This is a genomic window from Chthonobacter rhizosphaerae (genome assembly GCF_013839525.1).
GTDB lineage: Bacteria > Pseudomonadota > Alphaproteobacteria > Rhizobiales > Pleomorphomonadaceae > Chthonobacter > Chthonobacter rhizosphaerae.
The window spans coordinates 123,569-136,124 of sequence record NZ_JACDIS010000008.1 but is presented as its reverse complement, the minus strand read 5'-3'; the positions used below and the strand labels follow the sequence as shown (position 1 = coordinate 136,124).

General features: G+C 68.3%; 9 protein-coding genes. 3 read left to right on the top strand and 6 right to left on the bottom strand.

Annotation, left to right across the window (positions count from 1 at the left end; translation table 11 throughout):
• Positions 1-9 precede the first annotated feature (9 nt).
• The 4 genes from HND91_RS15560 to HND91_RS15545 form a co-directional block, all read right to left on the bottom strand.
• On the bottom strand, positions 10-738 hold the full coding sequence (locus HND91_RS15560) for a hypothetical protein (RefSeq protein WP_181707521.1): 729 nt from the start codon (positions 736-738) through the stop codon (positions 10-12).
• A 99-nt stretch (positions 739-837) separates the two neighbouring features.
• Positions 838-1,446 (bottom strand): transglutaminase-like cysteine peptidase, encoded by a 609-nt coding sequence (locus tag HND91_RS15555; RefSeq protein WP_181707520.1) that lies wholly within the window; start codon positions 1,444-1,446, stop codon positions 838-840.
• Between the two features lie 170 nt (positions 1,447-1,616).
• Positions 1,617-2,930 carry an O-antigen ligase family protein gene (locus HND91_RS15550; protein ID WP_181707519.1) on the bottom strand — a complete coding sequence of 438 codons (1,314 nt, stop codon included), beginning with the start codon at positions 2,928-2,930 and terminating at the stop codon, positions 1,617-1,619.
• An 884-nt stretch (positions 2,931-3,814) separates the two neighbouring features.
• Entirely contained in the window at positions 3,815-4,438 is a 624-nt protein-coding gene (locus HND91_RS15545) for a hypothetical protein (RefSeq protein WP_181707518.1), read from the bottom strand.
• A 349-nt stretch (positions 4,439-4,787) separates the two neighbouring features.
• Between HND91_RS15545 and HND91_RS15540 the strand changes: the two genes are divergently transcribed.
• Complete coding sequence (locus HND91_RS15540; protein ID WP_181707517.1) at positions 4,788-5,999, top strand: NADP-dependent isocitrate dehydrogenase; 1,212 nt, start codon at positions 4,788-4,790, stop codon at positions 5,997-5,999.
• Between the two features lie 207 nt (positions 6,000-6,206).
• On the opposite strand, the gene alaS is transcribed toward HND91_RS15540, so the two are convergent.
• Both alaS and recA read right to left on the bottom strand, forming a co-directional pair.
• Positions 6,207-8,867 carry an alanine--tRNA ligase gene (gene alaS, locus HND91_RS15535; RefSeq protein WP_181707516.1) on the bottom strand — a complete coding sequence of 887 codons (2,661 nt, stop codon included), beginning with the start codon at positions 8,865-8,867 and terminating at the stop codon, positions 6,207-6,209.
• A gap of 457 nt (positions 8,868-9,324) precedes the next feature.
• Positions 9,325-10,410, bottom strand: a complete 1,086-nt coding sequence (recA, locus tag HND91_RS15530; RefSeq protein WP_181707515.1) for a recombinase RecA — start codon at positions 10,408-10,410, stop codon at positions 9,325-9,327.
• Positions 10,411-10,647: 237 nt separating this feature from the next.
• Here recA and HND91_RS15525 point away from each other — a divergent pair, with 237 nt between their 5' ends.
• On the top strand, positions 10,648-11,580 hold the full coding sequence (locus HND91_RS15525; protein ID WP_181707514.1) for a PfkB family carbohydrate kinase: 933 nt from the start codon (positions 10,648-10,650) through the stop codon (positions 11,578-11,580).
• On the top strand, positions 11,577-12,494 hold the full coding sequence (locus HND91_RS15520; RefSeq protein ID WP_181707513.1) for a pseudouridine-5'-phosphate glycosidase: 918 nt from the start codon (positions 11,577-11,579) through the stop codon (positions 12,492-12,494). The genes HND91_RS15525 and HND91_RS15520 overlap by 4 nt, the downstream gene beginning before the upstream one ends.
• Positions 12,495-12,556: the final 62 nt, after the last annotated feature.

Genomic DNA, 12,556 nt, shown 5'->3' with positions numbered 1-12,556 from the left:
GGGCCCGGTTCAGCCGGGCGACGGCATGGCCGGCGCGGCCTGAGGCCTGGCACGATCGCGCGCCATCAACTGTCGGACGCGCCCGACGAAGTCGGCCTGCCGATCGGCCGAAAGCGCCCCCGCGATGGCGGGCAGGCGCTTGCGGAACGCCGGATCGTCCACGTAGCGGCGGGCGACGCGCTCCAAGCTGGCCCCGTTCGCAAGCAGAAGCGCCACGTCCCGGTCGGCCGCCGCGGCCACGTCCGCGGGCAGCTGAACGCCCGGCCGGTCGAACACCTGGAACCGCAGCGACGCGATCCAGATCTCGGCCGGATTCGTGGCCGCGGACCTGAGATAGCGCCGATAGGCCTCTGCGGGCTTGCCTGTCCGCATCGCGGCGCCACCGGCGATGTACCAACCGTAGGCGAAGTTCGGCGACCCGGCGACGGCCGCCTCGGCCATCGCCCCGCATACGTCCAGGATCTCCGCCATCTCCGGTCCGCCGCCTTCCGATCCGCCGATGAGCGCCGGCGAGAGATTGGCGCAACGGTCGAGCTCCATCTTCCAGGCGTTCAGGCTGACGAAGGGCCGGTCGTCGCCGGCCCTCGCCCGGTATCTCTCGAAGAGAGCCTTGTGGTCGGCGAGCTGGTCCAGATAGGGCCGAAGTTCCACGGGCACGAGGGCGACCGCGCCGACCACCATTCCGCCCGCCATCAGGCCAAGCAGCCACATCGAAACCCGATCGAATCTCTGGCCCATGACGCGGCCCACCTCGCACCACCGCGCCTGCTTAGCTGACGATTTCGCCACCCGCAATGTCGGATTTACCGATCGTCGAACCGGCCTGTGCCAGCCGCATCACACCTTGCGCCAGACGGCGGGATCGTTGGGCGACTGCACCCCGATGAACCGATAGGGCGCCTCGTTCCAAGGCCGGATCTCGTCGGTCATGTTGTCGAGCACGTAATCGCCGGTGCTGGTACGCGTCACGAGGATGGCGTGATAGCTCCCGTCCCGCATGCGGACCTTCGCCATCAGCAGCGCGGAGGACGGCCAGCCGGCCTTCAGAAGCCTGCGCTGCTTGGTCAGCGCGAAATCCTCGCAGTCGCCCGCCGCCACGTTCGCCTCCCAGACGTCCGGCGCGCCGGGCGACTCGGCGACGGGCCGGATCTCGCGGTTGACCTTCATGTTCACGGCCATGATGGCGCTGGCCACCTCCGGCCCCATCACCACGCGGCCGTCCTTGGTGACGTCCACGGATCGGCTGGACGCCGGCTGGCAGGCGCGGGGGTCCCTGGCGCAATAGAACACGAAGCCGAGCGGCGGCTGTGTCACGCCCCCGAGGGCGATCGGACCCGCCTTGGGCAGGTTTCGCAGGTTTTTGCCAAGCGCCGGCGTCAAGGCGTGGGCCGATGAGGTGACGCACAGATAGGCGAGAGCAGCCAGACAAGCGCTGAGACGTTTCACGGAAGACCTCCTCCAGTCGAAGGACCCCCATCAGAACACCCATGTCATAAATAACGACCAAGAAGACTGGGCAGGATTTCCTTGCCGCGGACCGGCAGATTTGCGTCGAATTGCACCGATGAGAACGACCGGCGCGGTACCGACGGCTCTGCATAGACCGAACGATGCGGTCACCTTGGAGAGCGGCTGTGCGCCTGCGCCGTTCCGATGGCCAGCAGCGCGAGAAAAAAGAGCACGACGGACGGCACCTGAAGGCTGAAATCCACGACGGAATGCAGCCCTGCCACCAGCACGGCTGCTATAGCCACCATGCCATAGGGCCACCGCGTCCCGCTCCGGACCGTTCCCACCAGAGCGCGCCGGGCGAGCACAAGCACGCAAAGGACCGGAAAGCTGCCTACGATCAGGCCGAGATCGGACCAGAGTTCCAGGTAGAGACTATGGGTGTAGGTCCAGTTCGCGTTCGGGTCCAGCGGTGCGTGCCGGACGAGCGGAAAGGCGATCGGGAAGGTCCCGCCGCCCCAGCCGGCCCAGGGCCGCTGAAGGACGAGTTCCCATGTCTGCCGTTGCGCCGCCCACCGCAGGTCTCCGTCCGCCTCGAGCGACCCCACTCGCAGGAGCAGTCGGTCGGCATAGGTCGCCGTCACGACGAGGACCACGCCGAACATCGCCGACAGGGCGATGACGCGCTGCCAGAAGCCCACCAGGGTACGGTGGACGAGACTGCCGAGAACCAGCAGTGGCCCGAGGATCGCCACCACGATTCCCATGCGCGACACCGTGGCGAAGGTCGTCGCCAGCAGGATCCCGAGGCCGGTGACGTAGAGAAGGATCACCGGAGCCGCATCGAGCCGCAGCCGCCGCGTCCCCCGCTTGTTGACCACAAGCGCCAGAAGACCGGCCCCCGCCACCGCCCCGAGGGCCATGAAGGTGGCGAGCGTGTTGCGCGCGAAAAAGGTGCCCGTGGCGACGCCCGGAAAATACCATTTGGGCAGACCAAGAAAACTGTCGTTGAGCCCGTACAGCGACACGAGCGCCAGCAGCCCATGGGCGACGGCGATCCAGAACAGGGCCTCCAGGAGCAAACGGGCTCTGTCCTGGCGGGCGGCGACCTGGAGGCACAGGAAGGTGAACAGCCCGTAGGTCCCGTACCGGACCGCCTGCAGCGCGGTCGCGGCCGGATCAACCGAAATCCGGGACGGAACGTTCCTCCCCAGGGCCTCCGATGCCAGCCGCACATCCTCGCTCGCCGGAAGCGGTAGCGGAGCAACTTGCACCAGCAGCAAGCCGATCGTCATCGCCATCAGGCCCAGGACGACCGGTTCGGCCGACGGCCGGATTCGGAGCCTGTCGGCGTCGAACCGGATCGCGGCCGCATAGGCGAGACTCGTCAGACCTACCGCGCCGCCCAAGAGCCATCCGAACAGCGGCGGCACCGACCCGAACGGGATCGGAGAGACAAGCACCAGCAGCGTGATCAGCACTGCGTATCGACGGCCGACGGCGGAGGCGTCGTTTCCGGGTCTGGAGGTCCTGCGATTTGTCGAACGAAACAAGACAGACGCCATGACCGACGACTCATCCCACCGCCATCATCCGACCACAAGGCGATTGACCGCAAAACATTCAACCGCAAAGCCATCAACCATAGAGCATTCGACCGCGAAGCATTCGACCCCGAACAATCCCGCTTCAAACCATACAACCGGTCATCCAAACCCCAAGCCTCATCAGTCCCGCGCACGGACCGATAGGATCGTAGATCGTAATCCGGCTGATTCAATCACTCGGCTGACGCCAGACTGGCGCAGGACCTGACAGCTGCGGGACCTCATTCCCACAAGACCTGACTGGTGCAGAATCGCAGTCAAACAGGACAGGACTGGTCGAGCCCGCAACTGTCTCGCTCGAAACGCTCGACGAACCGCCCGCGTCGTCCGACTCTCCGATCAATGGGCCGATCTGGACATGATGGCTGACCGAGCCAACTCGCGAGCTTTTCGTCCGTCGCCTGATGTGTCGATCGTCCGAATTGAAAGTCGCCACCGTTGTGAGTGACGGCGCCAACAGAATGGGTTGGGCAAGTTGGGCGTATGGCTACGATGGGCACCAAACTGGCCGTCAGCGCAACAGACCGAACGAATTGACCGGCAAATTCACGCACTCGCCGGTCTTGCTCCGCCGCCAAGTCGTTGCCGATCTTCACGGAGCTTGCAAATTACTCCACACTCGCCAAAACGCCCGATCCGATCCACCTGGGCCGCCGCGCGCCACATCACAGTCAAGGCTCGCAAGCGACCCAGTATAGAACCAGACAAACCACGAATCGGGACCAACCGTGAAACCGGATCGATTTCAACAATCCTGATCAATAGACCGGTGTTGTGCCCGTCGGAAGGGCCGAGGTCGCCGTCTGGTCGACGCCGGCGGAAGTGTTGACCGCCGTTTCAACAGATGCGACGTCCACGCCCGGCACGCTTGTCACCGCCTGCGAGACCGACACCACAGACTCGGGTGCCGCTTCGATCACTGCGGCGGCAATCGAAGCAGCCTTTTCAGGAACAGACCTCGTCACCGCTTCGGCGATCGAGGCAGCCTGTTCGGGTGCAGCCTTCGTCACTTCCGCGGCGATCGAGACCGCAGCCTCGGGCACGGCTTTCGCAACCTCCGCCGCGATGGACGCCGCCGAGGCGGGTACGACCTTCGCAACCTCGGCGGCGATCGCTGCGGCCGATGACGCGTTTGCCGAAGCTGCCTGCGTGGCTATCTCCGCTGCCAGCGACGGGTTGGCGGCGGCAAGCTGCGCCACCTGTTCCAGTGATGTCACAGTCACCGGCACCCCGTTGATGATCACAACGAACCGGGTGAACGCGTCTTGCGCATGGCCCGGACCGGCGGAGACCACGAGGATGACAGACGTCTGCATCGCGGCCGAAACGACGAGGACCGCTGCCCCGAACAAACTGCGAAGAGAATGTGCCAATGTGATCAAGCCCCGTTAATCCGTCGACGCGACCCTACCGACTCGTTATCGGATTTGTCAAGTTTGACAATGTATAATCCGACTCCAATACGAGGCATGGGCTTGTTCAAGAGCCGTCGTCCACGGATGTCCGCGGGCGCCTGAGGCAGCGCGTTCGCCCATGTCTCGGCCGCGCTGAACCCCGACCGGCGCCGACCGCTCCATAGGCAACTCCCATCATCCGAACGGCGACCTTTGCGGCGTGTGCGCTGCGATGCTATGGAACCGACGTCCGCGCGGCGGTCCCTCGCCGCCGCTCTCCGGCGCGATCGACCGGTCGCGCCCCGGCTTTGCGCCATTCACGAGAGGTCCCTCGCTCATGTCCAAGATCAAGGTTGCCAACCCTGTCGTCGAACTTGACGGCGACGAGATGACCCGCATCATCTGGCAGGCCATCAAGGACAAGCTGATCCATCCTTATCTGGACATCGACCTCCACTACTACGACCTCGGCATCGAGCACCGCGACGCCACCGACGACAAGGTGACGGTCGACGCCGCCGAGGCGATCAAGAAGCATGGCGTCGGCGTGAAGTGCGCCACCATCACGCCCGACGAGGCGCGCGTGAAGGAATTCAACCTCAAGAAGATGTGGAAGTCGCCGAACGGCACCATCCGCAACATCCTGGGCGGCGTGATCTTCCGCGAGCCGATCATCGCCAAGAACGTGCCGCGCCTGGTGCCGGGCTGGACCAAGCCCGTCATCATCGGCCGTCATGCCTTCGGCGACCAGTATCGTGCCACCGATTTCGTGGTGCCGGGCAAGGGCAAGCTGACCATCAAGTTCGTCGGCGAGGACGGCACGACGATCGAGCACGACGTCTACGACTTCCCGGCCGGCGGCGTCGCCATGGCCATGTACAACCTCGACGAGTCGATCCGCGAGTTCGCCCGCGCGTCCATGAACTACGGCCTGATGCGCGGCTATCCGGTCTACCTGTCCACCAAGAACACGATCCTCAAGGCCTACGATGGCCGGTTCAAGGACATCTTCCAGGAGGTGTTCGACGCCGAGTTCAAGGACAAGTTCGCCGAGGCGAAGATCACCTACGAGCACCGGCTGATCGACGACATGGTCGCCTCGGCGCTGAAGTGGTCCGGCGGCTATGTCTGGGCGTGCAAGAACTATGACGGCGACGTGCAGTCCGACACCGTCGCCCAGGGCTTCGGCTCGCTCGGCCTCATGACCTCCGTGCTGATGACGCCCGACGGCAAGACCGTGGAGGCCGAGGCCGCCCACGGCACCGTGACGCGCCACTACCGCACGCACCAGCAGGGCAAGGAGACCTCGACGAACTCGATCGCGTCCATCTTCGCCTGGACCCGCGGCCTCGCCCACCGGGCCAAGCTCGACGACAACGCCGAGCTCGCCCGCTTCGCGAGCACGCTGGAGAAGGTCTGCATCGACACCGTCGAAGCCGGCTTCATGACCAAGGACCTCGCGCTCCTCGTCGGCGCCGAGCAGGGCTGGCTGTCCACCACCGGCTTCCTCGACAAGATCGACGAAAACCTCCAGAAGGCCATGGGGTGACCTAAAGCGGAGGGGCGGCAGCGGTCGGCAACAGCCGGATCCGCCGCCTTTTCCTTGTCTCCTCAAACAAGAAGCGGCGAGCTCCCGGGCTCGCCGCTTTGTGTTTGGGCACTGTCTATTCTGGCTGTCGACGCAAGCGGGACGACGCGTTCCTGCACGCGGACGCGCGCGGCCGCCAGGGCGCCGGCGGCCGCCGGTGTTCGATTCTCACGCCGCCGCGAGCGCCGCCTCCACCGCCGCGATGGCGTCGTTCGCCTTGGCGCCGTCGGGGCCGCCGGCCTGGGCCATGTCGGGGCGGCCGCCGCCGCCCTTGCCGCCGAGAGCCTCGGAGGCGTGGCGCACCAGGTCCACGGCCGAGAATCGGCTGGTCAGGTCGTCCGTCACGCCGACGACCACGCCGGCCTTGCCGTCCTCCGACACGCCCACCATCACGACCACGCCGGAGCCGAGCGACTTCTTGCCCTCGTCCACCAGGCCCTTCAGGTCCTTCGGGGCGACGCCCTCCGCCACGCGGGCAAGGAGGCGCACGCCGCCGATCTCCCGCACCGCGTCGGCCGCGCCGCCGCCACCGCCCATGGCGAGCTTCTTGCGCGCATCGGCGAGGTCGCGCTCCAGCTTGCGCCGGTCCTCCACCAGGGTGGCGACGCGATCGGCCACGTCGGTCACCGACACCTTCAAGGTGCCGGCGATCTCCTTCAGGAGCTTCTCCTGATCGGCGAAATAGCGCCGGGCCGCGTCGCCGGTGAGGGCCTCCAGGCGCCGCACGCCGGCCGCGACCGCACCCTCGTTGACGATGTGCACGAGGCCGATCTCGCCGGTGCGGCCCACGTGGGTGCCGCCGCAGAGCTCCACCGAATAGGTCCTGCCGGCCTTCTCGCCCTCGATCGCCGTGCCCATGGAGACCACGCGCACCTCGTCGCCATACTTCTCGCCGAAGAGCGCCATGGCGCCGGACGCGATCGCGTCGTCCACCGCCATCAGGCGGGTGCTGACGGGCGCGTCCTGCAGGACGATGCTGTTGGCGAGGCGCTCCACTTCGGCGGCCTCCTCGTCCAGCACGGGCTTCGGGTGGGAGAAGTCGAAGCGCAGGCGATCCGGAGAGACGAGCGAGCCTTTCTGCGCCACGTGGGTGCCGAGCACCTGCCGCAGCGCCTCATGAAGAAGATGGGTAGCGGAATGGTTGGCGCGGATTCGCGTCCGCCGGCCGTGGTCGACGGCCAGTTCCACCGCCGCGCCGACGGCGACGGAGCCCTCCTCCACCCGGACCGAGTGGACGAACAGACCGTCGGCCTTCTTCTGCGTGTCGGTCACGACGAGCCGGAACCCGGGACCCGTGATGGTGCCCACGTCGCCCACCTGGCCGCCCGACTCGCCATAGAAGGGCGTCTGGTTGAGGATGACCGCCCCGGTGGAGCCGGCGGGCAGGGTGTCGACCTCCTTGCCGTCCTGGACGAGCGCCGTCACGACGCCCTCGGCGGCCTCGGTCTCGTAGCCGAGGAATTCGGTCGCCCCGACGCGCTCGCGGATCGCGAACCACACCGTCTCGGTCGCGGCCTCGCCGGACCCGGCCCAGTTGGCGCGCGCCTCCGCCTTCTGCCGTTCCATGGCGGTGGCGAAGCCGTCCGTGTCGACCGCGATGCCGCGCGCCTTCAGGGCGTCCTGCGTCAGGTCCAGGGGGAAGCCGTAGGTGTCGTAGAGCTTGAAGGCGGTTTCGCCGTCGAGCCGGCCGCCGGACGCCAGCCCGGCGGTCGCCTCGTCGAGGAGGCCGAGGCCGCGCGCCAGCGTACGCCGGAAGCGGGTCTCCTCCAGGCGCAGGGTCTCGGTGATGAGCGATTCGGCCCGCACCAGTTCCGGATAGGCCTGGCCCATCTCGCGCACCAGCGCCGGCACAAGCCGGTGCAGCAGCGGATCGGCGGCGCCGAGCAGGTGAGCGTGGCGCATGGCGCGGCGCATGATGCGCCGGAGCACGTAGCCGCGGCCCTCGTTCGACGGCAGCACGCCGTCGGCGATCAGGAAGGATGACGCCCGAAGGTGGTCGGCGATGATGCGGTGGCTGGCGGTCTGGCCGCCCTCGGCCGGAACGCCGGTGGCCTCCACCGAGGCGCGGATCAGCGCCTTGAAGAGGTCGATGTCGTAGTTGTTGTGGACGCCCTGGAGCACGGCGGCGATGCGCTCCAGCCCCATGCCGGTGTCTATGGACGGCCGAGGCAGGGTGATGCGCTCGGTCTTGGACACCTGCTCGTACTGCATGAACACGAGGTTCCAGATCTCGATGAACCGGTCGCCGTCCTCGTCCGGCGAGCCCGGCGGACCGCCCGGAATGCCCTCGCCGTGGTCGAAGAAGATTTCCGAGCACGGGCCGCACGGGCCGGTGTCGCCCATGGCCCAGAAGTTGTCGGACGTGGAGATGCGGATGATGCGGTCGTCCGAGAGACCCGCGATCTTCCTCCAGAAGGCCGCCGCCTCGTCGTCCTCGGAATAGACGGTGACCAGCAGGCGATCCTTCGGGAGGCCGAACTCGCGGGTCACGAGCGTCCAGGCGAGTTCGATCGCCCGCTCCTTGAAATAGTCCCCGAACGAGAAGTTGCCGAGCATCTCGAAGAAGGTGTGGTGCCGGGCGGTGTAGCCCACGTTGTCCAGGTCGTTGTGCTTGCCGCCGGCGCGCACGCACTTCTGGGACGTGGCCGCCCGCACGTAAGGCCGCTTCTCCAGGCCCGTGAACACGTTCTTGAACTGCACCATGCCGGCGTTGGTGAACATCAACGTCGGATCGTTGCGCGGAACGAGCGGGCTGGACGCCACCGGCTCGTGGCCGTTCTTGGCGAAGAAGTCGAGGAAGGTCGACCGGATCTCGTTGACGCCGCTCATGACGCTCTTATCACCCTGGATGTGTGCGGCGGACGCGCTCCCCGACCAGCCAGGGACGCCCGCTCCCGATTGTCGCCCCGCCCGCGGCGTCGCCGGTACGATCCGGGCCGATGCGGCCCCGACCACCGACGGGCGGCCGATTGCCGGCCGCGAACGGGAACCGCCGCAAGACCCACGGCCTCACGGCGGTATTTCTTCGGGTTTTAGCCGTGGCCGACGACACTGTCCAGGATCGCCGTCCCGGGATCTCCAAAGGATCGACGTCCGCGGTTCCCCGTCGGGCGAACGGCCACCCGGGTCCGACCATCCGGACTCCGCGATCGCCAGTCACGGGCCCGGGCAGGACCCTTCACACCGCGGCGCCGGGATCTCCGGCGGCCCCCCGATTCACGTCCGGCCGACCAGACGGGTCTCTTGACGGCGAATGGCCGGCGGAGAGGTCTCCGCCGGCCATCGGTCACTCGAAGTCGGGAGAGGCGGCGTCCCCGTCGGGCTCCGGCGCGCCCTGAAGGATCGAGTTGGCGATCACGCCCGCGTTCTGGCGGATGGCCTGCTCGATCTCGTTGGCGACGGCCGGATTGTCCTTAAGGAAGATCTTGGCGTTCTCGCGCCCCTGCCCCAGCCGCTGGCTGTTGTAGGAGAACCAGGCGCCGGACTTCTCCACGATCCCGGCCTTCACGCCGAGGTCGATCAGCTCGCCGAGCTTGGACACGCCCTCGCCGTACATGATGTCGAACTCGACCTCCTTGAACGGAGGCGCGAGCTTGTTCTTCACCACCTTGACGCGGGTCTGGTTGCCGACGATCTCGTCGCGCGCCTTGATGGCGCCGATGCGGCGAATGTCGAGACGCACCGAGGCGTAGAACTTCAGCGCGTTGCCGCCCGTGGTCGTCTCCGGCGAGCCGAACATCACGCCGATCTTCATGCGGATCTGGTTGATGAAGATCACCATGGTCTTCGACTTGGAGATCGAAGCGGTCAGCTTGCGCAGCGCCTGGCTCATCAGGCGGGCCTGCATGCCGGGCAGGCTGTCGCCCATCTCGCCCTCGAGCTCCGCCTTCGGCGTCAGCGCGGCGACCGAGTCGACCACCAGCACGTCGATCGCGCCGGAGCGGACCAGCGTGTCGGTGATCTCCAGCGCCTGCTCGCCGGCGTCCGGCTGCGAGACGAGCAGGTCGTCGAGGTTCACGCCGAGCTTGCGGGCGTAGATCGGGTCGAGCGCGTGCTCGGCGTCCACGAAGGCGCACACGCCACCGCGCTTCTGCGCCTCCGCGATGGTGTGGAGCGCCAGCGTGGTCTTGCCGGACGACTCCGGCCCGTAGATCTCCACGATGCGGCCGCGCGGCAGACCGCCGACGCCGAGCGCGATGTCGAGGCCGAGCGACCCGGTCGGGATCGTCTCCACCTCCACCGCCGTGCCCTGGCCGAGGCGCATGATGGAGCCCTTGCCGAACGCCCGCTCGATCTGCGAGAGGGCCGCATCCAGGGCCTTGGTCTTGTCCATTGAACTTCCCTCGACGAGGCGTAGCGTATTCTGCGACATGTGACGGACCCTTATTCCACGAGCGGGCGACGCTTTCAAACTGAGGTTAATGTACGCGCTTTGTTCTGGTTTACAAGAGTCCTCTTAACCACCTGACTCAGATTATTTTTCTGCTATGTGTTCATGGGATGTTCACAGCCTCTCCCCAGCCCGTCCACCGGGCCGCGCACAGGCGACTCGCGCCGTTCCCCGACGGGTGCCGGCCATGACGCCGGCCGCGTCCCCACGGGCCCGCCGATGAGCCGGATCGCCATCCTGGCCATCGGCGGCTGCCACCGGGACCTGGTGGGCCGCACCGCCGGCCGGTTCGAGCCCGGCACGTCCTGCCCCGGCCGTGTCGCCGAACGGCCGGGCGGGGTCGCCCGCAACGTGGCAGCCCTCCTCGCGGCGGCCGGCCCGCCGTTGGCGGTCCAGCTCGCCACCCTCCTCGGCGCGGATCCGGCCGGGGACTGGCTGGCCGCCCACCTGGCCGCCGCCGGCATCGGCACGGACCACCTGATGCGCGATCCGGCCGTCGCCACCGGCACCTACGTGGCCCTCCACGACCAGGACGGCGAACTGGTCGCCGCCCTGTCCGACCTCTCCGTCTACGACCGCCTCACGCCGGACCGGCTCGCCCCGCTCGCCCCCGCGCTCGCCGAGGCGAGCCTCGTCTTCGCCGACGCCAACCTGCCGGCCGAAACGCTCGCCGCTCTCGCCGCGGCTGCCGGCCCGCGCCTCGCGGTGGACGCGGTCTCCCGCGCCAAGGCTCCGCGCGTGCTCGCGCCCGCGCGCGCCGGGGCGCTCCTTTTCGTCAATCGCCCGTCGGCGGAAGCGCTCGCCGGGGCGCCCTGCCCCACGGCGGCGGAGGCGGCCGCGGCCCTCCGGTCGATGGGCGTCGCCCGCGCCGTCGTCACCGCCGGCCCGCAGCCGCTGGCTCTTCTCCTCGACGGAGAGATCCACGCGGTGGCGGTGCCGCCGACGCCGGTGGTAGACGTCACCGGCGCCGGCGACGCGCTCATCGCCGGCACGCTCCTGTCGCTCGCCCATGGCCGCGGCCTTGCCGATGCTGTAGGGGTCGGCGTAGAAGCCGCCGGAGCGGCGCTCGCCGCCACGGGCGCTCTTTCCGCCCTGCCGGCGTCCGTGCTCCGGCGCGCCCGCGATGTCGCGATGAAGGCACCCGACCGATGATCTCCCCGTCCGCTCCCCTCGTCTTCGGCGCCGAAGCCGCCGCCGCAAAGGCCGCCGGCAAGCCCCTGGTGGCGCTGGAGTCCACCATCGTCACCCACGGCATGCCGTTTCCGCAGAATGTGGAGACCGCCCGCGCCGTGGAGACGGTGATCCGCGAAGCCGGCGCCGTGCCGGCCACCATCGCGGTGCTGGACGGCGCCATCCACGTGGGCCTGGACGCGGGGACGCTGGATCGGCTCGCCCGGTCCGTCGGCGTCATGAAGCTCTCCCGCGCCGACCTCGCCTTCGCGGTCGCCACCGGCCGGCCCGGCTCCACCACGGTGGCGGCCACCATGATCGCCGCCCGCCTCGCCGGCATCCAGGTGTTCGCCACGGGCGGCATCGGCGGCGTGCACCGGGGCGCGGAGACCACGTTCGACGTCTCCGCCGACCTGGAGGAACTCGGCCGCACGTCCGTGACCGTGGTGGCGGCCGGCGCCAAGGCCATCCTGGACCTGCCGAAGACCTTGGAGGTGCTGGAGACCAGGGGCGTCCCGGTGATCGGCTACGGGACGGACGAGTTTCCGGCCTTCTGGAGCCGCTCGTCCGGCCTGAAGGCGCCGCTGCGCGCCGACACGGCCGGCGAGATCGCAGCCTTCCTGAAGGCCCGCGCCCGCCTCGGGCTCGAGGGCGGCGTCCTCGTCGCCAACCCGGTTCCGGTCGAGGCCGAGATCCCGGCCGGCGAGATCGCCGTCCACATCGAGGCGGCGCTCGCCGCGGCCGCCGCGCGGGGCATCACCGCCAAGGCGGTCACGCCCTTCCTCCTCGGCGACATGCTGGAGCGCACGAAGGGCGCCAGCCTCGCCACCAACATCGCTCTCGTGAGGAACAACGCCCGCGTGGCGGCCGAGATCGCCGTCGCGCTCGCCGGCTGAGCCGGGACCTGGGGCGACGTGAGCCCCGATGGCCCGCCCCCGGGCCGGTTCGGCCTCGGGGC

Bases quoted from the DNA above. Each gene is read 5' to 3' on its own strand.
- HND91_RS15540 (WP_181707517.1), top strand. From the start codon at position 4,788: ATGTCCAAGATCAAGGTTGCCAACCCTGTCGTCGAACTTGACGGCGAC.
- HND91_RS15560 (WP_181707521.1), bottom strand. From the start codon at position 738: ATGGGCCAGAGATTCGATCGGGTTTCGATGTGGCTGCTTGGCCTGATG.
- recA (WP_181707515.1), bottom strand. From the start codon at position 10,410: ATGTCGCAGAATACGCTACGCCTCGTCGAGGGAAGTTCAATGGACAAG.
- HND91_RS15525 (WP_181707514.1), top strand. From the start codon at position 10,648: ATGAGCCGGATCGCCATCCTGGCCATCGGCGGCTGCCACCGGGACCTG.
- alaS (WP_181707516.1), bottom strand. From the start codon at position 8,867: ATGAGCGGCGTCAACGAGATCCGGTCGACCTTCCTCGACTTCTTCGCC.
- HND91_RS15520 (WP_181707513.1), top strand. From the start codon at position 11,577: ATGATCTCCCCGTCCGCTCCCCTCGTCTTCGGCGCCGAAGCCGCCGCC.